General features: G+C 57.8%; 20 protein-coding genes. 14 read left to right on the top strand and 6 right to left on the bottom strand.

Annotated elements, in window-relative coordinates; all coding sequences use genetic code 11:
• Window positions 1-2 precede the first annotated feature (2 nt).
• The gene (locus tag NB063_RS12720; RefSeq protein WP_250929100.1) at window positions 3-2,180 is read right to left on the bottom strand and encodes an SH3 domain-containing protein; all 2,178 of its coding nucleotides are present in this window, start codon (window positions 2,178-2,180) and stop codon (window positions 3-5) included.
• Window positions 2,181-2,433: 253 nt separating this feature from the next.
• Window positions 2,434-3,585, bottom strand: coding sequence for a 3-dehydroquinate synthase (gene aroB, locus NB063_RS12715; protein WP_250929099.1), 1,152 nt, complete (start codon window positions 3,583-3,585; stop codon window positions 2,434-2,436).
• A 127-nt stretch (window positions 3,586-3,712) separates the two neighbouring features.
• Between aroB and NB063_RS12710 the strand changes: the two genes are divergently transcribed.
• On the top strand, window positions 3,713-4,363 hold the full coding sequence (locus NB063_RS12710) for a hypothetical protein (protein WP_250929098.1): 651 nt from the start codon (window positions 3,713-3,715) through the stop codon (window positions 4,361-4,363).
• 4 nt (window positions 4,364-4,367) lie between these two features.
• Here NB063_RS12710 and NB063_RS12705 read toward each other — a convergent pair whose 3' ends face one another.
• Genes NB063_RS12705 through NB063_RS12695 form a run of 3 tightly spaced genes read right to left on the bottom strand, consistent with a single transcriptional unit; the run spans window position 4,368 to window position 8,271 of the window.
• A complete protein-coding gene (locus tag NB063_RS12705) occupies window positions 4,368-5,741 on the bottom strand; it encodes an amidohydrolase family protein (protein WP_250929097.1) in 1,374 nt (457 codons plus the stop codon).
• Between the two features lie 8 nt (window positions 5,742-5,749).
• Window positions 5,750-7,003, bottom strand: coding sequence for a 3-hydroxyacyl-CoA dehydrogenase family protein (locus NB063_RS12700; RefSeq protein WP_250929096.1), 1,254 nt, complete (start codon window positions 7,001-7,003; stop codon window positions 5,750-5,752).
• Window positions 7,000-8,271, bottom strand: a complete 1,272-nt coding sequence (locus NB063_RS12695) for a YdjY domain-containing protein (RefSeq protein WP_250929095.1) — start codon at window positions 8,269-8,271, stop codon at window positions 7,000-7,002. The genes NB063_RS12700 and NB063_RS12695 overlap by 4 nt, the downstream gene beginning before the upstream one ends.
• A gap of 135 nt (window positions 8,272-8,406) precedes the next feature.
• Between NB063_RS12695 and NB063_RS12690 the strand changes: the two genes are divergently transcribed.
• From NB063_RS12690 to NB063_RS12630, 13 genes are all read left to right on the top strand, one after another.
• Complete coding sequence (locus NB063_RS12690; protein WP_250929094.1) at window positions 8,407-10,401, top strand: hypothetical protein; 1,995 nt, start codon at window positions 8,407-8,409, stop codon at window positions 10,399-10,401.
• An 87-nt stretch (window positions 10,402-10,488) separates the two neighbouring features.
• On the top strand, window positions 10,489-11,274 hold the full coding sequence (locus NB063_RS12685) for a YggS family pyridoxal phosphate-dependent enzyme (RefSeq protein WP_250929093.1): 786 nt from the start codon (window positions 10,489-10,491) through the stop codon (window positions 11,272-11,274).
• Between the two features lie 441 nt (window positions 11,275-11,715).
• Window positions 11,716-12,261 carry a rhodanese-like domain-containing protein gene (locus NB063_RS12680; RefSeq protein ID WP_250929092.1) on the top strand — a complete coding sequence of 182 codons (546 nt, stop codon included), beginning with the start codon at window positions 11,716-11,718 and terminating at the stop codon, window positions 12,259-12,261.
• Entirely contained in the window at window positions 12,249-13,073 is an 825-nt protein-coding gene (locus NB063_RS12675; RefSeq protein WP_250929091.1) for a sulfite exporter TauE/SafE family protein, read from the top strand. Before NB063_RS12680 ends, NB063_RS12675 begins: the two co-directional genes overlap by 13 nt.
• 31 nt (window positions 13,074-13,104) lie before the next feature.
• A complete protein-coding gene (locus tag NB063_RS12670; protein ID WP_250929090.1) occupies window positions 13,105-14,535 on the top strand; it encodes an MBL fold metallo-hydrolase in 1,431 nt (476 codons plus the stop codon).
• Between the two features lie 78 nt (window positions 14,536-14,613).
• A complete protein-coding gene (locus NB063_RS12665) occupies window positions 14,614-15,093 on the top strand; it encodes a bacterioferritin (RefSeq protein WP_250929089.1) in 480 nt (159 codons plus the stop codon).
• Between the two features lie 14 nt (window positions 15,094-15,107).
• Entirely contained in the window at window positions 15,108-16,214 is a 1,107-nt protein-coding gene (locus NB063_RS12660) for a DsrE family protein (RefSeq protein ID WP_250929088.1), read from the top strand.
• A 92-nt stretch (window positions 16,215-16,306) separates the two neighbouring features.
• Window positions 16,307-16,900 carry a c-type heme family protein gene (locus tag NB063_RS12655; protein ID WP_250929087.1) on the top strand — a complete coding sequence of 198 codons (594 nt, stop codon included), beginning with the start codon at window positions 16,307-16,309 and terminating at the stop codon, window positions 16,898-16,900.
• 63 nt (window positions 16,901-16,963) lie between these two features.
• Window positions 16,964-17,503 (top strand): rhodanese-like domain-containing protein, encoded by a 540-nt coding sequence (locus NB063_RS12650; protein ID WP_250929086.1) that lies wholly within the window; start codon window positions 16,964-16,966, stop codon window positions 17,501-17,503.
• A complete protein-coding gene (locus NB063_RS12645; protein ID WP_250929085.1) occupies window positions 17,503-18,633 on the top strand; it encodes an FAD-dependent oxidoreductase in 1,131 nt (376 codons plus the stop codon). Before NB063_RS12650 ends, NB063_RS12645 begins: the two co-directional genes overlap by 1 nt.
• Window positions 18,630-19,790: an efflux RND transporter periplasmic adaptor subunit gene (locus NB063_RS12640; RefSeq protein WP_250929084.1), complete on the top strand. Its 1,161-nt coding sequence runs from the start codon at window positions 18,630-18,632 to the stop codon at window positions 19,788-19,790. Before NB063_RS12645 ends, NB063_RS12640 begins: the two co-directional genes overlap by 4 nt.
• Window positions 19,787-20,998, top strand: a complete 1,212-nt coding sequence (locus tag NB063_RS12635; protein WP_250929083.1) for an ABC transporter permease — start codon at window positions 19,787-19,789, stop codon at window positions 20,996-20,998. The genes NB063_RS12640 and NB063_RS12635 overlap by 4 nt, the downstream gene beginning before the upstream one ends.
• Window positions 20,995-21,738 (top strand): ABC transporter ATP-binding protein, encoded by a 744-nt coding sequence (locus NB063_RS12630; protein ID WP_250929082.1) that lies wholly within the window; start codon window positions 20,995-20,997, stop codon window positions 21,736-21,738. The genes NB063_RS12635 and NB063_RS12630 overlap by 4 nt, the downstream gene beginning before the upstream one ends.
• A gap of 10 nt (window positions 21,739-21,748) precedes the next feature.
• Here NB063_RS12630 and NB063_RS12625 read toward each other — a convergent pair whose 3' ends face one another.
• The gene (locus NB063_RS12625) at window positions 21,749-22,999 is read right to left on the bottom strand and encodes an MFS transporter (RefSeq protein ID WP_250929081.1); all 1,251 of its coding nucleotides are present in this window, start codon (window positions 22,997-22,999) and stop codon (window positions 21,749-21,751) included.
• Window positions 23,000-23,245 lie beyond the last annotated feature (246 nt).

The following is a 23,245-nucleotide window of genomic DNA, read 5'->3' as shown; positions in this document are numbered from 1 at the left end:
GGCTAGCGGAGAAGCCTCTCGGCGGCGGTTGCCAGCACGTGAGGAGTGTCGAGTCCTTGCAAAAATCCGCTTTCACCCTGCACGCGAACTCGGCTGCCCAAGTGCTTTTTCAGATCGACTCCAGGAGCCGGAGTGACGTACGCGAGCGTTTGACCACCTTGGTCAGTAATCGCGTATGGGGGCCGGTTGGGATCGGCGGAATACACCTCGACGAGCGTCCCGCTTTGTTCCATCGCGGGCGTTGGCGAGTCGATCGACCCAGCCGTCGGAGCTGCGGCGATCGGTTGGATTTCGGTGTGCGAGGTGGGGACGATCGCGTTTGTCGATTGACTGAAAATCAGCCCACCCGTTCGTGCGACAAAGTTGCCACCGGTCGTCGGCGAAGAGGCCGGTGCGGGATAGGCGGGGGCGGCCGAGCTGTGGGGGGTGACCGGGTAGGATGGCGCGACCGGGTAGGATGGCGTGCTGGCGATCATGCTCGGGGTGCCGAGATACTGTGTCGATACGACGGTATCACCATCGCGGCGGCGGGCCAACGATTCGTAATCACGCGCCCGTTGTGCGAGGTCGTGCATTGAGAACCGCTGGGCGGCGTCAGCGACGAGTCGAATTTCGGGGGCCGATGCCCCGCGTGCCATCAAGGAGGACATGATCATCGGCAGCGACTCGGGCGAGGAGGATGCGACCGCTTGCTGCACCTCTTCGATTTGGGCCGCGGTGATCGTGCGAAGTTTTCGAGGTGTCACGAACGAATTCGGCGACGTCAGAGGAGCTTCCGAGCGAGCGACGAGTCGAGGTGCTGACATGATGGCGATCTGAGACTCTCCGGAACGGAATTCAGGATGAGCCGTCGCGGCGACCGTTTTGGGAGCCGGCGTTGCGGCGTTGGGCAATGCGGAAGGAGTCTGCAACGTCACGCTCGGCGCGGGTGCGGCTTCAGCCAAGGTATTTGCCGCGGCAGGGGCGGTCGGTTCGACTATCGGTTCGCTCGGGTAAGTTTCGGCAGGGGCGTGATAGTTAGACGCCAATCCACTGCCGATTGGAACGAGGTCCGGCAACCGGCGGCTCGACTGGGTCGATGGTTCGAGTTCTTGAGCATCCGTTTTGCGACCACCGATTAACGATGAAATGCTATCGGTCACCCGTTGCGAGAAACTGCGCGGGTGGTGGGCGTCAGATTCATGGCCGGCGATGTGCTCGGCGTTTGCGGACGAGGAGTCACTGGCGATCGCACTGCCGGAATTCGAGTCGTCTGATTCGCGATCAAACCGGCTGCGGCGACGGGCTTCGATGTTCCGTTCGATTTCATCGAGTCGACGGATTTCGGCAAGTGATTCCAGCCGTTTTCGTTCGGCGTCGTCGGACGAATTCTCTCGGTAAGGCTGGTCGTCGGAGACGCGGCGTAGTCCCGATCCGGCGGCACCCGAGCGTGATGCGGAGGCGATCCGGTCGGCGCGGCCGCTTGGATTCGAGATCGAGGATGGGCCGGCGGGAAGGAATTCGACGGGTTCGCCGGAGTCTTCGTTTCGCAAACTGGCGATCAACTCTTCGGCCGTCGTGGCGACTTGATCTTGATGGATCCAGCGAAACTCGCCCGAGGGTGGCACGATTCGGTACCAGGTCTGAGGGCCATCGGGGCCGTCGCGTTCGCTGCGACCCAGGATCGTGACGATTTCGCCCTCGCCGAGCTGCACTTGCCAGCGATAACGACGCGCCCGTCCTAGATTGGTGCCGATCCAGGCGACCGTCTTGTCTTCGATGATTTCGGCTTCAATGGCGTCAGGTTTGACGTTCGCTGGCAGATCGGACTGGACTAACTGAGTCGCATCGGCTGGGATCCAGCAAAAGCTGTCTTCGGTCGGGCGAACGCCTAGCCAGCCGTCTTCGGTTTCGACGTAAACCTCGAGTTCTTGACCATGGCGCAGCGGATCGGTGCGGTAGTATTCGCCTGACGGGCCGCAGCGCAAATGTGCCGCTTCTTCGGCAACAAACACGAGATAGGGCTCCGAGACGACCGTGTTCGCGGGGCCGGATTCGCCGGATGGGGCAGCGATTGTTTGCGCCGGTACGGCAGGGCAAACGAGTCCGAATGCGGCAAAAAGCAGCACGCAGACGCCTGACGTCCACACAGAACGAGCCGGGAATTGGAGCGATAAATAAGTCAGCGGGGACCGACGCATCGTGCGGCTTCCGTTGTGACGGGTAAAGGAACGGTTCAATGAGCAAGTTCGATAGCTGCGGCGACGCCGAGGCTATGAAGTCAGCGATAGCTAGAAAACCGACGTGACGGCAAGATCAGTTCTCGAACTACGAGTCTTGCGTCACGCTCCAGCACACCCTCGCGGCTGAGTTGTCTGCCCTGCCCTGCCCTGCCCCGCTTCTTCACCCTGCTGATTTGCCCGTGCCGTCATCCCGCGGCACACCGCCGGAGTTTTATCGACACGCTTTGATGGCAGCGACGACTTGAGGCGCGGGGACGTCGCCGACGAGTTCGACGTTGCCGATGCGGTCCGGTAGCACAAACCGCAGCTTTCCATGGGCGACTTTTTTGTCGCGAGCCATGACCGCGATCATGTCGTTCGGGTCGGCATCTTTCCAAGTGAGTGGCAGTTTTGCGGCGGCGAGCAGTTCGGTTTGCCGTTCCAGAAGCTGCTCGTCGCAGCGGCCGAGGTTGATGCTCAGGTTGGCGGCCATTTGCATTCCGATCGCGACCGCTTCGCCGTGCAGCATCACGCCGTAACCGGCGGTGGATTCGATCGCGTGGGCAAACGTGTGGCCATAGTTGAGAATCGCGCGGCGGCCGGTTGTTTCGCGTTCGTCCTCGGCCACCACGCGGGCCTTGGATTGGCAGCTCTTTGCGATCGCGTGACGAGTCGGAACGGGATCTCGCTGCAGAATTCCCGCCATGTCCGTTTCTAAGTATTCAAAGAATTCGGCGTCTTCGATGACGCCATACTTGATCACCTCGGCCAGCCCGCTGATGTATTCACGTTCCGGCAATGTGTTGAGGAAATCAGTATCGATCCAAACCAGATGAGGTTGCCAAAATGCGCCGACGAGGTTTTTTCCACCCGGGAGGTTGATCCCCGTTTTGCCTCCAACACTGCTGTCGACCATTGCTAGCAATGTGGTAGGAACTTGAACGAGTCGCAAACCACGCGTGAATGTCGCCGCCGCGAACCCGGCCAAGTCACCAATCACTCCGCCACCGACGGCAATCACGACACTGCGACGGTCGGCCGCGGTGTCCAGCATTTCATTCCACAGTTTGGCGATCCGGTCGGTCGATTTGCTCGTTTCGCCCGAGGCCACTTCGATCACGCTGACTCGGAGGTCGATTTGTTTGAGCGATTTCGCAATCTTCACGCCGGCCGAATCGGCGACGGCTTTGTCTTGGATGATGATCGCGTGAGTGCAGTCGCCTAATGCCGCTTGCGCGTGGCCTGCGAAGCCTGCCTGGTCGGCGAGGCCTGTTTCGCCGCTGTTGATGGCGATTGGGTAGCTGCGATCTCCCAATTCAACGGTGATTACGGAGGCGTCGGCGGTCGAGGTGGCGGCGGACTCGGTGCGGGGAGGGATTGGCACGGCAGGTATGATAAAACGGAGTGATTGGAAGAATGCGAGGCGTGTCTCGGTCGCGCCCTATCTTAACCGTTATCGCGGGTTCCAAGCGATACGACCGAATCTATCTACCGCCCTATCGGATCCCACCTTGTCTGACTCACCCTCTGCCGACACACCCGCTACCGAGAGTCCTGTCGCCGACGAACGCCCGTTGCCCGCTGGCGCCACAACGACCGGCGACCCGCACGCGGATAAGTACAACGACCCCCGTGTCCACTTCGGATGGAAGGCTTGGGCGTCGATGGTGGCGATTTTGATCGGCGGTGCCATCTTTGCAGTGTCGAGTATCTACGTCCGCCGAACCCGTTTGGAAGCGACAACTCGATTTTGGGGCCCCACGACGATCACCGCGATCCAGCTCGGGGATCACGTCATGCTGTTGCCGCGGAAGGGTTCGGATTTCGAGCCGGTGGAATTGACCGCATTCCCGGGGCTCGGCCATCTGCGTCGGGCGTTGCTCGACGAGCGGCACTACCAATGGTCAACGGAAACCGACGGCGGAGTGGAAGCGTTTTGCGAGACCAAAGAAGACGCGCAGTGCGTGCGATTGGAGTTCTCGGATCCATCACTCCAGCGGTTTGATACCGTGCGGTTGGACATCGAGTTGAATCATGGTGTCGTCGGTCCCGCCGACCAGTCGCGGCGGGTGAAGGTCAATGACCGCGTTCAACCGGCGCTAAAGCACCAGATCGGGTTGTTGATGCGAGTCAAGCAAAAGCGTTATGACCGACGCGATTGAATCGCTACTGAGCCAGTTCGCGAAATTTCTCGATCCGCCACTTCACCCCGGGGATCAGCCTCGAGGCGTTTTCAAAGTAGATCTTCCGCAGCACTTCGTCGGGCAGATGGATGCCATAGATCTGCCACAGTCCTTGTGGCGGCGGAGATTTTTCGCTGTACGGAAAGTACTCATCGCGGGTCTCGAAGAAACGCCAGTACAGGTTTAAGCGTTTTTCCGGCCAGGGGCCATCAGTGCCAAATAAAATGCGATCGGCATAACGGATGATGAAGTCCCGCGATGTGTAAGGTTGCCGGCCGAGTTCGCTGATTCGCGATGCGGGCTCCAGCCATAGATTCGGGTATCGTTCCATCCACATTGATACCGTCTGCAGGTCTTCGGAATTGTTAGCGATGTGGGCGCCGATGAACTGCGTGTTGGGGTGTCGGGCAATGACGCGGTTGCGGGCCTGCAGCAGTTCATCACGCGAAGGATACTCGTCGCCGTGAAAGCTCCAGTCTGGATGGCGGGATAACTCTTCCCAGCGTTCGTTGGAAGAGTCGATCGGTTCAAAGAAAGCGGCCGGATCTGCGGTGTGAATGATCACGGGGATCTCTAACTCGCCGCACACCTCCCAGATCGGATCCCAGCGTGGATCGTCGATTTTGATCAGCGATCCGTCAGGATTGCGATATCCCAATCCCAACCGTTTGAAAATCTTGAGTCCTGACACGCCGCGAGAAACCGCGATGCGGAGTTTTTCGGCGGTGCGTTCGGCGAAGCCTTTGCGATGGCAGGCCCACGTGGCGGGATCGTCCGTCGCCCCATCGCCTTGCCAGTCCACGTTGGCGTACACAACGAAACGGTCGCGGTATCGCGACCACAGATGTTCGAGGTGTTCGTCGAGTTGGCTACCGAGTTTCCCGTCGAGCGACGCGCAGACCGCGATCCGGTTGCGGTCCATCATCGCGACGAGGTCATCGAGCGCTTCCTCGTTGTGACGCAATCGATAAAAAATATGTGTGTGCACGTCGACGACTGGAAAGCGGGCGTGCGTTAGCGGCGTCGAGGCAACTTTCAGCTGAGGGATCGGGTTGAACTTACGCACCGAAAGCTCGCGTCCGTCGCAGCCATCGAGAATCTGTTGGGCGTCTCCGTTCTTTTCAACCGATGGCAAATCCGATTCGGGTGCGGCAGCATCCTGGCTCGATTGATCCGGATTGGTCGCGTCCGCTGTGGATGCACCAGGCGCGGGCGTGACGTTGGTGGGTGTGGTTCCTTGAGCGACGGTGGCAGTGCAGAGCAACACTCCAAGCGTCCAAGCCAGAAGCACTTGGAGGTTGGATTTGCTATCCGCCAACGTTCTATTCTTGACGTCGGGGAAACAGAATGGGGTCATGAACTCATTCACGGTTGGATCGATTTGAGTTTCGGGAATCGGTTCGCAAGTTCTTGTGCACGTTCGGGAGACAGAGTGTCGATCGGACCCTTATCGCCCACGTCCGGTTTCCAGCCCAGTCCACCTTTCATCGCGGCGTTGATGGTTGCCGCATCGGCCACGCCATCCTGTTCGATCGCGATCGCTTCCAGACGGATTGCCGCGGCGAGCAGTTCCGTCAGAAGGTTAATCCGATCCTCTTCTTCGTGTGGGAAATTTGCAAAAGAGTCGTGTCTATATTTTGCGGCGAGTTCCGCGGTGAGCGGCGAGAGGTCGTCGCCCATTCGATTCCCGCTTTCGTCATAGCGATAAAAACCTTCGCCGACGGCGACTCCCGCCAATTTCCGTTTTACTAGGGCTGGCAGTAGCGGAGAAGGATCCATCCGTCCAGGGAACGCACTCCAGACGATTCGGCCACCGTCAAACGCGGTGCGAGTTCCGATTAAATCGACAAGTTCAAACGGCGAAATCGGCATCCCATATCGCAGAGCTGCTGTCCGAATCGTTTGGGCCTCGATGCCGCCACATAACAGATCGGTTGCCAAGTTTAGATAAGGGGCCAATAATCGGTTGACCACAAATCCGGGGGCATCGCGAACCTTCAGCGGGGTTTTGCCGAGCGTTTTGACGTGTTCGCAGCATGTTTGGACCACTTCCGGATGCGTCGAAGCGTTTGAATCGTGAAGGTCGGAAGAAGATTGGTGCGGGATGATCTCCGCGGCTGGGCGATCGGTCACCGGCATAAAGAAATGCAGGCCGCAAAGTTGTTCCGGGGATTGCATCTTGGCCGCGATCGACCCGATCGGAAGCGTTGACGTGTTGGTGGTCAAGACCGCCGCTCGGTCAAACCACTGTTCCGCTTGGGCAAAGAATGCCTGCTTCACATCGAGGCGTTCGGCGATCGATTCAATGAGAAGCCAACGGGGAACGGCAGATGTGGTCGGCGTGTCTTGTGAACCGGCACGCGTTTCCGGTGGCGAGAAATGGACGATCGGCATCGGGATGCGGGCGCCCCATGGCGATGCCGAATCGGCTACCCCATCGCTCTCGCGCAAGACCAAGTCACAGCTCTTACGCAGCACGTCTTCGTCAACGTCAGACATCCAGACCTCGATTCCCGATCGCAAGTGATCCACCGCGATCGCGCGTCCGACGACACCGGCGCCGACTAACAGCACTTGAACCGGGGCGTGTTGGTTTTCAGAGCCATGAACGTCGTTCACGGTTTGGCCTGTTCAGAGATTGGCAGGATGGACTCGTCAGGCGGAGTTGTCGGGTCAACCGCTGGCGGCGGTGCCGGTTCGTCGCGTGGGATCGGTTGGGGAACCAGGATGAGGCGAACAGGCGTGCCCCGTTCAGGGATGCGTTCGGTAAAGGGTTCAAACATCAGATTGCCGGTTTCGGCGCTGCTGTTGAACGGCACATCGAGCATCGCGGTACTGAAGTTGGAAACACAAATCATGTCGCCCGCGTTGGCCGAATAGTGTTCGATGCCATCTTCCGGATCTGACCAAAACGTGCTGCCCGCAAATACCCAGGGTTCTGCCAGTTCGGTTTGCGTTTCCACGCTTCGGACCCATTTCCGCGCGTCGACGACCATAAACTCGTCACTCGGGATGAAAGGCTCCGCCGGCGAGGGTTCGTCCAGGGCGTCTTCATCCGAGGTGTTATCGGCGACATCCTGTGCAGTGCTCGGTTGCGGTTTTCGCCACGCGACCCAGACCGAAATGGTTTGTCCGGTGGGTGGCAAGAACTCAGGGATCCAACGCACCGGCGTACCGCTTTGGGCGCCGATCGCGAGCAACGCCGCGTGGACTTCGCTGCTCTTGGCGAACACCGCGATCACCGATTCGTGCTCTTTCGTCCCCACGGGACAAGCCAACATTTCGAGCGGGCCGCGGTTCATCGCGACGTAGCCGTCGACGTAAACCCGTTTGGCTTTGAGGTCGACCCAAAGATCGGGCTGCTCGCCGAGTTGTTTGGCACCAGGGGGCGGCGCGTAGGTGTCCGCAATCCGTCGCAGGGCCACCCGTTGAGCTTCGATGTGCGCCATGATCTCGGGATCGATCTCGTATTCCTCGTCGAGGTCATCGCCGACGTCTGGAGCCTCCTCGGTGGCCATTTCGTCTGTGCCATCCGGTGAGGTCCCGGTTGAGACGTTTGCGTTAGCCATCGTATCGGTTGCCGGCGAATCCGATCCTGGGGTGGGCAACATTCGCGGGGGGGAATCGGAGACGGGCTCACCCGGTTCCGTGTCGGAGGCGGCTGAGGCAGCGGGGGCGGTCTGCCCCGCCGGTTCGGTAGTAATGGCCTGGCTTTCCGTGTTCGCCGAGGCCGGTGTTTCCGCGATGGGGGCGGTTACGGTTTCGGTTGGCGAATCGGATGTGACCGCCTTCGTCGTCGCCTCGCCGCTGCGGTCGCGGCTGCAACCGGCGGTCAGTATTGCGAGGGCCAAGACGGCTGAGAGGGGGAACATTAATGGAGATTTCATGGCGAGAAATCGATTTGGGGAATGAATGCACGGCCATGGGCTGGGCCGAAGCGTCGATGTTACGTCTTCCTTGGCCCGGCATGGTGGTTAAACTGCCTGACCGCTTTAGTATCTCTGTTGTTCGCTCATTGGTCCATGACATTGACTTCCACCGCCCCCTCACCACGTAAACGGTCCAATAAGTCGGCGAAACGGGCGATCACTCCCGATTTCGGCGTTCCGGTGTCGGCTGACCAATGGGAAACACTGCAAAGCGAGCTGGAGAACACGGACCTGCGGAGTCGCTCGGCGGCAAAGTATTTCGGTCAGGATGCGGCGGGAGGAGCCATCTATCTGTGGGGGATGGCGACTGCAATGCACGGGCCAACGACGGTTCTCCAGCAGAAACTCGCGGAATTGGCGACCCGCGTCGATGGCGAGGGCGGCCAAACGTCCGATGCCGACCAAGAAATGCTCGCCACGGAGTCGCAGCGTCTGATCGATCGCGTCTTCAACGACGAAATGTCTGGCATCGACGCGGCGGAAACGATCCTGTGGGCGGCGGCGATGCCGAGTCTCAGCCGGATCCTGCCGCGAGAAGTCTGGTGGCATTGCGGCGAACAACTCATGCAAATTCGCGCCGATGCGGCGTTGCGATCCGACGCCACGTCACCCTTGCATCTGCTGCTCGCTGGTGAACTCGGACTGACGCTTGCGTGGGGCCTTGGAGGACTTCCATCGTGCCAAGCACTCGTTGAACCTGCTGTCGAGGCGGTCACGGTTTTTCTGGAGGGTGAGGGCGAGTCCATCGACCGGTCGGTGACCAAAGCTTGCGAGTTGCGATTGATCGTGGCTTCGCTGGTTCGGTGCGAGCGATTGTTTCCGTTGGTCAGCAAACGCAAGTTCAAAAAACGAGCACGTGAGATCGCAGCCGAATTCGCCACTTGGATGGCGGCGCTCGCTCGGCACGATGGCACGCAAGTCTTTTCCTACGCCGACGCCGATGAGTGCGATGTCGATTGCATGGCGTATTCTTCCGCGGCCGATTCATCGTCCAAGACAAGGACCCGCCGCAAAACCAGTTCGCGAGTCAAGGCGAGCCAGAACGAACTGCACGGTTTGATGAAGGCTGCGTCTGATTTTGACAACGAAAGTCTCACGCCCGCCTTGGCAGCCGCACTCGGCCAGAGTCACTCCGGCGGGCAATTGGCGTGGGAGGTGTCGTTGCCCGAAGCGATGTGGCACAGCGAAGCCGGAAAAACACTCGCGATGTTGCCCCAATGGGATGTGCGGCGGGGACGCACCTTTGTCGATTATTCGGCCGAAGATGTACGCGTCGAGCTGACGGCGGGGCGTCAGTCGATATTGACAGGCGAGCATCAAACCATGATCCGCGTTAACGGCGTCGACCAGCAACCCGATGGAGAGTGGGAATGCACTTGCGAATACACCGATGACGACGTCCACCTGATCGAAATCGAGCAACCGTTTACCGGCGGCGTCGTTCTGCAACGTCAATGGATGTTGGTCCGTGATGATTGCTGTGTGATGGTCTCCGACGCCGTGTTGCCGAGAACGAAGAAGGCATCGGATGAGGTATCGGCGGTGACAAAAACAAAAAGCGGAGAACCGGAACCTGCACCGGAGATTGTTTGCGTCAGCCGGCTTCCGTTGGCACCCGGTGTCGAGGTCGTCGAAGATGACGAGACACGCGAACTGCTGTTGATGAGCGGCAATAAACGACGAGCGCTGCTGATGCCACTGGCCGCGAATGAATGGCGGGTCGGGCCATCGGCTTGTCAGGTGACCGTGTCGGAGGATCGGCACCTCGTTGTGACCACGTCAGGTCAAGGTGCGGTGTATTCACCCGTTTGGCTCGATTTGCAGCCTCGACGTGCTCGCAGAAAACGGACTTGGCGGCAACTCACGGTTGCCGAAAACCTTTCCATTATTCCTCGCAATGTCGCCGCGGGTTTTCGCGTCCAGACCGGCAGCGAGCACTGGGTCGTGTATCGATCGATGTCCGCGGGTGGGCCACGTTCGGTGATGGGCAAACACCTGATCGCCGACTTCTTTGCCGCACGGTTCCATCCGGGCGATGGCGGAATGGAAGAGTTGGTGACGGTCGACGATACGAGCGGCAGTGAGTGACGAGCGAGCGGTGTCATGGGCGGGCCCACGCTCCCGTTGTATCCTGGCACTCAGGTCAGGTCGTATCGAGTTTCATAAAGGTTCCCCATGGCAGCCGATCCTATCGATTCCACCCAAATCGCTTGTTCGGTCGAAGAGGCACGTTTGCGAATTTCGGACAATTGGAAGCGGGTGTGCGCAGACGTCGCCGACGCCGCCTCCCATTCCAACCGCGATCCTGCCGAAGTGCGTGTGGTGGGCGTCTCGAAGTATGTTGACGCCGAAATCACGAGTTGGTTAATCGATGCGGGGTGCCGTGATCTCGGCGAGAATCGGCCGCAAGTGTTGATGCAAAAAGCCGATTGGTTTGCGACGAATCGAGGCGATGTGGCCGGGGAAATTCGCTGGCATCAAATCGGTCACCTGCAACGCAATAAAGTCCGCCGGTTATTGTCCACCTGTCCGACGATTCATTCGGTCGACAGCGAACGAGTGCTCGAAGAAATCCACCGCGAAGCTGTCCGGCAATCGATCGGTGTCGACGTGTTGATCGAGGTCAACGTCAGCGGTGAGGCCGCCAAGACGGGATTGCCCCCCGATGAACTGGCCGGCGCGGTGGAGCGACATGTTTTGCGGATGGGAGACGCGAATGCGTCCGATGCCGGCGTGCGACTGATCGGTTTGATGGCGATGGCGGGCTGGGGCACCGACCCGCAACAGGCTCGCCCGCAATTCGCGAGATTGCGAGAACTTCGCGATCAGATGCGACTGCTGACGAAGCTTGAATGGCCTGAGTTATCGATGGGCATGAGTGGCGATTACGAGGCGGCGATCGCCGAAGGTGCGACGATGGTCCGTATCGGCTCGAGTCTGTTCACGGGCGTGATGAAATAAGCTGCTGTTTGCCCCCGAGCCACTCTGGCGCACCTCCGCAGCCTTTCTTTCCTCACACTGCCCTGCCCCACGCTGCGTTCCCGCACCCGCGGCCTCGCCGGGTGGATCTGTCCTTTTCAGGTTTGAGCCGCCCTGTCCTGCCCCATGCCGTCCGCCGCCGGCTGCCCGCGCAAGCAAATTTGAGATCTGGGGCGTGAGATTTCGACGCATTTGCACAATCTCAGCTTTTTAATTGTATTGACATATCGTAACCTTACGATATGATGATTGCAGCGTCGCGGGTAACTCGGTCCGTTTGGGACTCGGTACCACGTTACGCAGCTATCGGCGGAATCGGATTGTTTCAGACCCGTCGTATTTTTGACCAAAATATATCGTCTAGTCGCGATGTGACGCTGTTTTGCGTGTGCGGCGGGCGTTGATTGCATGAGGAGAATTAAGATGCAAACGATTGAAGTAAAACGTCTGAGCGACCAACACCCCGATGGACACTTCGATTTGATCGATGTGCGGATGCCCACAGAGTTCCGTGCGATTCACGCCGAATGTGCGCGTTCCGTTCCGCTGGAGTCGCTCGATCCGCAAGCGATCATGTCGGCGAGAAACGGTTCGGCCGGCGAGCCGTTGTATGTGATCTGTCGCAGCGGGAATCGCTCGGCTCAGGCGTGTGAGAAATTCGCGGCGGCCGGCTTTGACAATGTCGTCAACGTCGAAGGCGGCACGTTGGCGTGGGAGCAAGCCGGCTTGCCCGTCGTGCGTGGCAAAAAGTCGCTACCGCTAATGCAGCAAGTACAGATTACTGCTGGGTTCTTGGTCTTGCTCGGCGTCGTACTGGGCTACTTCGTTCACCCATACTTCGTCGGGCTTTCCGGATTTGTCGGCGCTGGTCTGATGTTTGCTGGTTTCACCGGGCTTTGTCCGATGGCATCGTTGATCGCAAAGATGCCGTGGAATCAGTGCGTCGGTGGAGGCTCATGTTCGGTCTAGCAATTCTCTTCGGCTGCATCGTCGGGTTCGCGCTCGGATTGACCGGTGGCGGTGGAGGTGTGTTTGCCGTTCCGTTGTTGGTCTACGGGTTGTCAGTGGCGCCACGCGAAGCGGTCGGAATCTCCTTGGCTTCGGTTGGCGGCACTGCGTTCTTCGGAACGATCCCTCGATTGATGCGTGGCGAAGTCGAATTGCGGACCGGGCTGCTGTTTGCAATCGCGGGCATGATGGGTGCTCCTCTGGGCACCTATCTCTCAACATTGATCCCCGAGCAGGCGTTATTGATGCTGTTCGCGATATTGATGTTGGTGGTGGCCTATCGAATGTGGGCGAAAGCGAGGAACCCGAAGATTGCCAGCGGGGTGTGTCCTACCGAATCGATCGACGAACGTGACAGGAGCGTCTGTCAGCGTGACCTTGATGGCAAGTTGCGGCTGACGTCGAAGTGTGCCCGGTTGTTGGTGATCGTGGGTCTGATGACGGGTGTGCTGTCAGGCATGTTCGGCGTCGGTGGCGGTTTTGTGATTGTGCCGGCATTGGTTTTATTCAGCGGGATGGCGATTCACCAAGCGGTCGGGACATCACTATTTGTGATCGTGTTAGTCAGCATCAGCGGCGTGACATCACACCTCGCCGGCGGCAACGTATTGCCGATGGAAATAGCGTGGCAATTCCTGTTGGGCGGATTTGTCGGGATGTGGTTGGGCGGCATGGTGGCCCAACGTTTGAAAGGCCCAACACTTCAAAAAACATTTTCGATCGCGGTCGTGTTGGTCGCAATCTTCGTAATCTTCCGATCGACGGTCTCGTAGGCCAAAGAATCATTAACAGGAAAACCGAATCATGTTGCTCAAGTATTTCTATGACCAAAAACTCGCTCACGCCTCCTACTTGGTCGGTTGTCAGCGGGCGAACGTTGCCTTGGTGGTTGATCCCGGTCGGGATATCGACCAATACCTCGAGATGGCAGAGCGTGAGGGCATGAAAATTGTCGGGGTCGCGGAAACGCATATTCACGCGGACTACGTTTCGGGTGCCCGTGAGTTGGCCGACCGTGTGGACGCCAAATTGTATGTTTCCGACGAAGGGCCGAACGAATGGAAGTATCAGTATTTGGATGCCTACGACCATCAACGTTTGCATGACGGTGACCAATTCATGCTCGGCAATATCAAATTTGAGGTGATGCACACACCCGGACACACGCCCGAGAGCATCTCGTTTGTGCTCACCGATCAGGGAGGAGGCGCGGACAAGCCGATGGGAATCTTTACGGGCGATTTCGTATTTGTCGGCTCAATCGGACGCCCTGATTTGTTAGAGGAAGCCGCCCAAATCAAGGGCACCGCGGAACCAGGGGCACGCGATTTGTTCCGCTCGGCCGAACGATTCAAATCGATGCCGGATTACTTACAAGTCTGGCCCGCCCACGGCGCCGGCAGCGCCTGTGGCAAGGGACTCGGCGCCATCCCATCGTCCACGGTCGGGTATGAAAAACTCTTTAACCCGGCATTGCAGTTCACCGATGAAGATGAATTCGTGAAATACATTCTGGCCGATCAGCCCGAAGCACCGAAGTACTTTGCGGTAATGAAACGGGTTAACAAAGAAGGCCCGATCGCTCTCGGTGCCGACCATCACCATCAAATGCTTGATCGCTTTCAACTGCGTGACGCTTTGAAAAGGGGAACGGTGATCGACCTGAGACCGTCGTCACAGTTTGCGGCCAAGCATGTTCCGGGAACGATCAATATTCCGCTGGGAATGTTGGCCGGTTGGGCGGGATGGTTGGTCGATTACGAAAGGCCGACCTACCTGATTTGCGAACCGGGACAATTGGAAGAGGCCGCTCGGGTTTTGCACAAGATTGGCGTGGAAGAAATTGTCGGAGGGTTCTCTGTCGGCGACGTTCTCGACTCGGGGATGGCCACGGAGGACTACGCCAGCGTGAATCCGAGCGAACTGGATTTCGCGATTGAATCAGGTGAGGTGAAGTTGATTGATGTTCGCTCGAACGATGAATGGAACGAGGGACACATCGGGCAGGCGGATCATCGTTTCCTGGGACGTCTGCCGGATCACCTCGCCGATCTACCTCGCAATCAAACACTTGTGGTGCAATGCCGCAGCGGCGCACGATCGGCAATCGGGGCGAGCGTGCTGCAAGCGGCGGGCTTCAAAGACGTTATCAACCTGTCGGGCGGTTATCTGGCTTGGAAGGCGGCAGGTTTGCCGAGCGCCAACGCGGTCCCTGAAATGAGCGAAATCGTCTAAGCCGATCGCCCCAGGAGACATGTTTGTACAATTCACAACTCAGTCTCCTACCTTCCTTTCACCAAAAGAGAAACTCCAATGAGTTCGACCAAAACGATTGAAAATCTGCAAACCGCGCTGTCCATGGAATTGTCCGCAACCCACCAATATCAATTGCACGCGGGTGTTCTGGACGATTGGGGAATGGGGCTGTTGGCAAATCAAATGCGTGAAGAAATGCAAGAAGAGTTGGGGCATTCCGAAGAGTTCATGGTGCGAATCCTTTTCCTCAAAGGGACTCCGGAACTCAAACTCGCCAAGACGCCGATCCAAGCCACTTCACTGAAGGAAATGTTCGAACTGGATCTAGCAGACGAGCAGGAAGCACTCGCCTTCTACACAAAGGCCTCCGTAGAAGCCGCTGCCGATAGTGACATCGGTTCGCGGCAACTTTTCGAACGCATCGCCATGGATGAAGAACAGCACATGGGTTGGCTCGAGTTGCAACTCGATTTGCTTCAACGCATGGGTGAACCTGCCTACATAGCCAAACACATGCCAACCACACCATCCGCCTAGACAAAGGACCCCCCATGAATCGCTCGACCTTACCCGTGTTCGGATTTCTGTTGTTTCTAGCCTGTTTGGTTTCGATGCCGTTGCCGGAGGCTCGGGCTCAAGGCGGCCCGGGGTTCGGTGGTGGCCGAGGATTCGGCGGAGGTCCCGGCTTCGGTGGTGGGCGGGGCATGGGGGCCGGTCAGGCGATGGGGCGTCAGTTGCAAGACAGCGGCGACGGGCATTCGCACGATGATCGTCACGATGAAGATCGCGACGTTTTTCAATACCTCCTCGCCAATCACGAAAAGATCCAACGCAGCGTCAAGGAGTTGTCCGACGGCGTCGAGACGCTGACGGAATCGGATGACCCCGACGTAGCGGACAAGATCAAGGAGCACGTCGAATGGATGGAGTATCGAATCGAAGAAACGAATCCGATTCGCATGCGTGACCCTCTGTTCGCGGAAATCTTTCAACACACCGATCAGATCAAGATGGTACACGAGGATACGGAAAAAGGCGTTCGCGTGACCGAGACGTCGGCCGATCCGTACGTGGCCCAATTGATCAAAGCCCACGCCAAGGCGGTCTCGGGGTTTGTCGAGCGCGGTTTCGCCGAGGCGATGAAGAACCACGCGGTACCGGGAGCCGAAGCCGCCACGAAGGTGGCGGACAAACATCCGGCAAAGATTGGCAACGGAACGGTGGTTCGGTTGCCCAATGCGGTGCTGCAACCCCGCGATGGCACAAAATTTCTAGTCGATATCACTCGTGGTAGCGATCCTGACAAAGTGAACCCTGCGATCGAGCAGGTCGCGAAGTACTTCAGTATCTATTCCGGCGGCGGTGCGAAGCCGGCCCAAGTCGAGATTGCCGTCGTCCTTCACGGGGGAGCGACTCTTACGGTTCTCAACTCGGATGCTTATGCGGAAAAATTCCAAACCACAGACAACCCGAACCTCGATCTTCTGCACCAACTGCATGAAGCGGGGGTGGGCCTGTATGTTTGTGGTCAGAGCTTGGACGCCGCCGGATATCAGACTTCTGACACCGCCGTTTTCATCGATACGGCGGTTTCGGCGCTCACCGCCGTGGTGAATTTGCAGGCCGACGGATATGCGTACGTGCCATTATTGAAGTGATGCCTGTGACGCATCGGGGGTATGCTCGTCTCTTGACTGCTCTCCCGAATCGAATTTTTAGCCGCCCCGTCTTCTCATTCAGGACCGATGACATGAAACGCATTCGCATCGTAACAACGTTGTCGTTGGCAACGGTCGTGTTCGCCGGTTGCTCGCCCAAGCCATCCACGCCGACACCAGCGGCAACCGAGCAGGTGTCGGTGACGATTGTCGATGGTAGTGAGCCCAATGCTGAACAACAGCAAACGCTCATTGCGGCCAAAGATGCACTACAGCAGCGATTGTCGGGGCGATTGATGGAGGCGATGGCTCAAGGTCCCGCTGCGGCGATCCAGGTCTGTAATCAAGAAGCTCCGAAGATCGCCACGGAAGTCGGAGAGGAATTCGATGTGAAGATCGGCCGCGTCGGAGTCCGGCTTCGCAATCCGAACAACACGCCGCCCGCCTGGGCGAAACCATTGACGGATGCGAAGACGCAGACACCGACCTTCGTCACGCTGTCTAACCAGCACGTGGCCGCACTCCTGCCCATCAAGTTGCAGGTGCAGTGCCTGATGTGTCATGGACCGTCCGACCAAATCGCACCCATCATCCAGGACCAACTCGCGAGGCTTTACCCAGACGACCAAGCAACCGGTTTTAGCGAAGGCGAGCTGCGTGGTTGGTTTTGGGTTCAATCCGAGTAGTTTTCGATCTTTTTCGAATAAGTTTCCCGTTCGACAGTTAACACCCCATTGAGAACGAATTGTATGAAGTATCCGACACTCCGTTTGGTAGCCCTGTTTGCATTTGTCGTCCCCGTTCTTTTGGGTGTTTCGCCTGCGCCCGCTCAGTTCGGTGGCTTTTTTGGTGGCCCTAAGATCGACACCATCAGCACTGACGATCTCCACAAAATGCTGGTGCAGAAGCAGCAGTCCGAAGCCAAGGCCAGGGAAGCGGGAAAACCGGTTCCGTTAGCTGACTTCGTTGTCGTTGACGTTCGCTCGGAGGCCGAAGTGAACGTGTCGGTCATCCCCGGTGCCGTCACGAAAGCAGAGTTTGAAAAGAATGCGGAGAAGTATCGAGGAAAATTGGTCATCCCCTATTGCACCGTCGGCGGCCGTAGCGGCGCGTACGCAAAAGAGCTTGTTGCCAAAGGCGTGAAGGTGAAAAACTACCAAGGAAGTATTTTGAAATGGGTCGGTGCCGGGTTGCCCGTGGTGACTCTCGACGGGGAACTCACCAATCGCGTTCACACCTATAGCGACCGCTACAAGATTCCACCCAAGTACGAACAGGTCACTCGGTAGTGGCTACTCAAAACGTCATTCTGCTGGGGATCGGACACACGAACGCTCACGTTGTGAAGAAGTGGGCGAGTGAGCCGATTGCCGATTGCTCGTTGACGTGTATCAGTCGGTTTCCCACGGCAACTTATTCGGGCATGCTGCCGGGAACATTGGGTCGGCAATTCCAAGACGACGAGATGCGTATCCATTTGGAGTCTCTTGCCGAGCGAGCGGGGGCGAAGTTGATTTTGGCCGATACCGAGCGGTTGGATTTGGAATCGGGAATGATTCACTTTTCAGATCACGAACCGATTTCTTTTAATGCGCTGTCCGTTGGTGTTGGCTCCATGCCGGCCGGTTGGCAAGATCATGCCGACTCGCCATTGATGGTGCCGATCAAACCAATGCAAACATTCCTGACCCGTTTAGAGCAGCACTTGGATGGCGCCGCTCAACCGAATTCGCCGTTGAGAGTGTCGGTTGTTGGGGGCGGCGTCGCGAGCGTTGAGATCGCGTTTTGTTTGCTTCAACAATTTGCCAAACGCGATCAAAAGAAGGCCGCCGACCTGTCAATCGAGATCTTTACCAGCAGTGACCGCGTGGCGGATGGGATGAGCGACCGCAGTATCCGCCGTCTCGAAACGCTACTGAGTTCAAGAGGGATCCGCGTTCGACCTGGAAAACGGGTCACCGACGTTGGTCAGGACAGCATCACGACAGAGGACGGTCAAACACATCAAACCGATTGCGTGATCTGGGCCACCGGTGCCGCGGCACCGCCCGTGCTTGGCAAGCTCGGCCTGCAGACAGATGACCGTGGATTCATCGCGACCTCCCCTACCCTGCAATCTCTGACCGACCCTCGGGTATTTGCGGTGGGTGATTCAGGAACCGTGATCGAATCCCCGTCACCCAAGGCAGGTGTCTATGCGGTACGTCAGTCACCCGTACTGTGGCACAACCTACGAGCTTTCTTCGCGGGCGGTCCGCTGGAGTCATTCCAGCCTCAGTCGGATTTTTTGAAACTGCTTAATACCGGCGATGGGAAAGCATTCCTTGAGTATGGGCCTTTGAGTGTTCACTCACGTTGGTGTTGGCACCTAAAAACATGGATCGACAAACGATTTGTCGAGGAATACCAAGTCGCATGAAAATCAAATGGCAACTACTTAAACTCGCCCTCTTCGCGGTTGTCGTCGGAGGAGTGGTTTATCAATTGAAGTTCTCGCCGATACCGGTCGCGGCGTACACGATCGAACGTGACGCGATCGTGGCGGAAGTGATGGGGACGGGGACGTTAGAGGCACGCGTGGAGGCGACGGTCAGTCCTAAAATCTCGGGACGGATCGTTGAGGTCTTTGTCGATCAAGGCGAGCGTGTGACGGCGGGCGAATTGCTCGTCCGACTCGACGATCAAGAGTTAACACAACAGGTGGCCATCGCCCAGGCGAATGTGGATGCGGCGGCCGCAGGGGTCACCCGCCTCAAGATAGACAAAGAACGTGCCGAGGCCGTCTATCAGCAGGCCCGTCGGAGTTACGATCGGATTCAGTCGCTCGTTGAAAAGAACGCCGCCAGTCGTGACGATGCCGACAAAGCGACCGAGGCGCTCTCCGTCGCTCAGGCGGATATTGCCCGCGCGGAGGCGGGAATCGCCGAAGGACAAAAGGAATACATCGCCGCCGAAAAGACCGCGCAGTATCACAGCACTCGCCTGCGTGACACGGAAATCCACGCCCCCTTCGATGGATTGATCGTCCGGCGAAATCGTGAACCCGGCGACGTCGTTGTGCCCGGCAGTTCCATCATGACGTTGATCTCGCTCGATGAATTATGGATCAGCGCGTGGGTGGACGAAACAGCCATGTCCAAGTTGAAAACCGAACAAACCGCTCGCGTCGTCTTCCGCAGCGAACCCGAGCAATCTTATCCCGGCAAGGTCGCTCGGCTGGGAAGAGAAGCCGACCGAGAAACCCGCGAATTCATTGTCGACGTGAGAGTGTTGGAGCTACCCGAGAATTGGGCTGTGGGTCAGCGAGCGGAGACGTTCATCGACGTCGCTCAGCGGTCTGACACACTCGTCCTGCCAGAAAAATTACTCGTCCATCGAGACGGGCGTTTCGGTGTTTTCACGAACGACGGCGGGACCGCCGCATGGCATGAGTTGAATCTTGGGGTTCGCGGTCGCGACACCGTGGAAGTGTTGCAAGGTGTAGAAGAGGGTGACGTGATTGTCTCGGCTGTGAATCCGGCGACGGGGCTGTCGCCAGGACGCAGGATCGCGATTCGTACGGACGCTTCGCGATGAACCTTGCCACCAAAGACATCCGTCACAACTTCGGACGATTCGCACTGACTGCGGTGGGCATCGGCATGTTGTTAATGGTCGTGATGGGCATGGGAGGCATCTATCGCGGTGTGGTCGAAGACGCAACGTTGTTGATCGAACGTGTCGATGCCGACCTCTGGATCGTGCAACGAAACACACGCGGGCCGTTTGCGGAGTTGTCTCGCGTTTCATCGAATCTGGTTTACCGTGCCGCGGCGGTGCCCGGCGTCAGTCAGGCACGTGAATTTGTCTATCACACGATTCAACGCCAACGTGACGGGAAACCGCTTCGCATCGCGGTGTTGGGATTGAGTTGGCCGACCGATAAGGGTGAGTGGTTGCCGTTGTCGGCTGGCCGAACGCTCGGTCAAGTTCATTTTGAAATGATCGCCGACAAACAACTCGGACTTGCCCTTGGTGAGCGAATCAAACTCGGCAAAGAAACGTATACGGTCGTGGGCCTGACCGAGAACATGATCAGTGCGAGCGGCGACGGGTTGGCATTTTTTAGCGTTAGCGATGCATTGGCGATTCAGTTTGACACGCCGGGCGAAGCCACACGTTTGGAACGGGCCGCTCGCCGATCACGTGGCGAGCAGTTTGAGCTGGCGATCCAGCAACCGTCGGTGCTCGAGAACGCGATGCGGCCAGCGAGCGAATTGCCCGCGGTCGCCGAACCGCAGATCAGTGCCGTGATGTTGACGCTCTCGCCGGGCGCGGACCCCGAACGAGTCGCGGACGTGATTTCTGGCTGGGGTGACGTGTCGGTCTACACCGCCGATGGTCAACGTGAACTGTTGCTCAAAGGCAGTGTCGAACGAGTGCGGCGACAGATCGGGTTGTTTCGCGTACTGCTCACCGTGATTGCGGCAATCATCATGGCCTTGATCTTGTACACATTGACGCTCGATAAAATCCACTCGATCGCATTGTTGAAACTGATCGGAGCGCCGAACACCGTGGTGTTGGGCATGATCATGCAGCAGGCATTGATCCTCGGTTTTGTCGGATTCGGTATCGCCTATCTGATTGGTCAACAGTTGTTTCCGCTGTTTCCGCGTCGAGTGATTTTGGCCAATGCCGACTTACTGCAGTTGGCGGGCATTGTGTTGGCGATCTCGGTGCTGTCGAGCCTGCTGGGAATTTGGAAAGCGATGAAGATCTCCCCAAACGAGGCGCTGGCATGAGTCAGGCAGAACCAGCGGCTATCGAAGCGGAGGGGCTAACGAAAATATACGGCAGTGGCAACACCGAAGTCGTCGCGATGAAAAACGCTTCGATGCGAGTCGCCCGGGGCGAAGTGGTCGCGTTGCTCGGACCTAGCGGCAGCGGAAAATCAACGTTCCTCACCGCCGTGGGGCTGATCAATACGCCCACGTCGGGTCGAATCACCATCGGTGGGAAACTCGTTCAAGATGGGGATGCCGCGTACACGAATCTGCGGTCCTTCCGCCGCAAACATCTTGGATTCATCTTTCAAAAATCCAACCTGATACCGTTTTTGTCAGCGATCGAGAACGTTCAAATCGCGATGCAGCTCAGCGGCGAATCCGCGCGGGCCTCTCGCCACCGTGCGATGGAATTGTTGGACTACCTCGGTGTCGCCGATCGCGCCGGCAATTTCCCATCCATGCTTTCAGGCGGGCAACAACAACGTGTCGCTGTTGCGCGGGCGTTGGCGAATCGGCCCAGCGTGATTTTGGCGGACGAACCCACCGCGGCGCTCGATGGACAGCGTGGACGTCAAGTGATGGAACTGTTTGCCAAGGTTGCTCATGAACAGGGAGCCGGCGTGATCGTCGTGACGCACGACCATCGTGCCCTTGATGTTTTCGACACGATTTATGAAATGGAAGACGGACTGATGACACGCTCAACCTCCTCGGCATCTGTTCACGCCAATCAACCGATCACCCCGCTCGATTAGAAGCGCGAGTTTAGTGACCGTTGCTTAGGTGATGGATCTTGCTTGCTGCTGTTGCCGCCAAAATCCACGGGATCAGAAGCACCCACCAGATGACCGTGATCTCATCGGACGTGATTTGGGACGCATAGACAAACAACGCCAACGCCGTAACGACTTCCGCGATCGGTTTGGCGATCCCCTTGATCATCACGATCGATTGGCGGCGAAATCGTTTGCTTAAGATCGTGAACGCGGACGCGAGTGCGGGATCATGGAGTGACCGTCGAAACACATCGAACGCGCGAGCGAGTGTGAAGACGACCATCAAACCCAAGGCACTGTCAAAGACTATGGCGGCCAAGGCCATCGAGGCTAACAGCAACGGATAACCACGCAGCGCCATTCCCACGCCGAATCGATCAAGCAATCGACCGGCAAAGAATATTTGAGAAGACAAAATCAAAGTGTCGACGGTTGCGTAGTAGGCGGCGAAATACGCAATCAGATCGGCCTCGTCTTCGTGCCAATAATCAGAGATGGCGACTTTCCATTGGTAGCCGATCAACGTGAGCACCGCCGTTTTGAGCACCATCAAGACGACAATGTACGAACGAAACTGCAACAGCAATTTAGAGGGGGCGACCCGCGTGACCGGGTGAACGTCGGTGACGGATTCAGAGTCGTGGTGAGCGATGTGGGTGAGTTCGGGTGTCGCGGCATCATTCGAGGCCTTCGCAGTGACGTGTGCAAACGCGAGTTCGGATCCATCGTCGTCGCTATTCGATGTGGCTGCCGATGACATCAATGAATGCTTCGGCAGCGACCACGCCAGCACCGCCACGGCGACGTCGAGCAGCGAGATGATTTGCAAAATTCTCACATTGCCGACCGAGATCGCGCCCCAAGTCAGAAACAGACCAGCCACGATTCCGGCGATGGGCGCGCCCGCCGCCACCAGCGTGTAGGGACGTTTGGAATCGGAATTGCGAAACCAATCCGTCGTCACCGTTGTTAAAAAAACGGTGTTCACGCATCCACGCACCTCGGCCAGCACGTAGATCAATCCAAGGATGATCGCCGAGTGATGAGATTCCGCAAGTTGCAGCGACAAAAATGCCGACGCCGATGCCAGTAGAGCCCACGTTGCCACGATGCATCGCCGCGGGGCGACCCAGTTGATCAAGACATACGTGAGCGAGGAGACGACGACGACAACGACGGCCGACGCGACCAGAACAAGAGGCAGCGCCGACGTTCCGACCCGCGCAAGATACAAACTCATGCCGATTGAGCTGTTCAATACGTATGAGGCGGAAATCAGGAACGCGAAGCAAAAGAGGGCGCCAATTGCTCGATACGTGGGGAGGCTCAATGCGGCATCCGGTAGATTGGAAATTTACACAAGTTGCGGTTTACCTGTGCGAGCATTTTTTCTAAATAGCGTTTCGACCCGTCAACCGGGCTAGATGGAGTCGTGGTGTGCGTGAACAAAAATGCCCCTTCGATTTTGTCGAACTGATTCGACTGA

Source organism: Aporhodopirellula aestuarii (genome assembly GCF_023701485.1).
GTDB lineage: Bacteria > Planctomycetota > Planctomycetia > Pirellulales > Pirellulaceae > Rhodopirellula > Rhodopirellula aestuarii.
The sequence above is the reverse complement of the archived record's forward strand: the minus strand, read 5'-3'. Positions and strand labels throughout refer to the sequence as shown.

Coding starts and splice junctions, on each gene's coding strand:
- NB063_RS12720 (WP_250929100.1), bottom strand. CDS start 2,180: ATGCGTCGGTCCCCGCTGACTTATTTATCGCTCCAATTCCCGGCTCGT.
- NB063_RS12705 (WP_250929097.1), bottom strand. CDS start 5,741: ATGACCCCATTCTGTTTCCCCGACGTCAAGAATAGAACGTTGGCGGAT.
- NB063_RS12695 (WP_250929095.1), bottom strand. CDS start 8,271: ATGAAATCTCCATTAATGTTCCCCCTCTCAGCCGTCTTGGCCCTCGCA.
- NB063_RS12690 (WP_250929094.1), top strand. CDS start 8,407: ATGACATTGACTTCCACCGCCCCCTCACCACGTAAACGGTCCAATAAG.
- NB063_RS12685 (WP_250929093.1), top strand. CDS start 10,489: ATGGCAGCCGATCCTATCGATTCCACCCAAATCGCTTGTTCGGTCGAA.
- NB063_RS12680 (WP_250929092.1), top strand. CDS start 11,716: ATGCAAACGATTGAAGTAAAACGTCTGAGCGACCAACACCCCGATGGA.
- NB063_RS12675 (WP_250929091.1), top strand. CDS start 12,249: ATGTTCGGTCTAGCAATTCTCTTCGGCTGCATCGTCGGGTTCGCGCTC.
- NB063_RS12670 (WP_250929090.1), top strand. CDS start 13,105: ATGTTGCTCAAGTATTTCTATGACCAAAAACTCGCTCACGCCTCCTAC.
- NB063_RS12665 (WP_250929089.1), top strand. CDS start 14,614: ATGAGTTCGACCAAAACGATTGAAAATCTGCAAACCGCGCTGTCCATG.
- NB063_RS12660 (WP_250929088.1), top strand. CDS start 15,108: ATGAATCGCTCGACCTTACCCGTGTTCGGATTTCTGTTGTTTCTAGCC.
- NB063_RS12655 (WP_250929087.1), top strand. CDS start 16,307: ATGAAACGCATTCGCATCGTAACAACGTTGTCGTTGGCAACGGTCGTG.
- NB063_RS12650 (WP_250929086.1), top strand. CDS start 16,964: ATGAAGTATCCGACACTCCGTTTGGTAGCCCTGTTTGCATTTGTCGTC.
- NB063_RS12640 (WP_250929084.1), top strand. CDS start 18,630: ATGAAAATCAAATGGCAACTACTTAAACTCGCCCTCTTCGCGGTTGTC.
- NB063_RS12635 (WP_250929083.1), top strand. CDS start 19,787: ATGAACCTTGCCACCAAAGACATCCGTCACAACTTCGGACGATTCGCA.
- NB063_RS12630 (WP_250929082.1), top strand. CDS start 20,995: ATGAGTCAGGCAGAACCAGCGGCTATCGAAGCGGAGGGGCTAACGAAA.
- NB063_RS12625 (WP_250929081.1), bottom strand. CDS start 22,999: ATGAGTTTGTATCTTGCGCGGGTCGGAACGTCGGCGCTGCCTCTTGTT.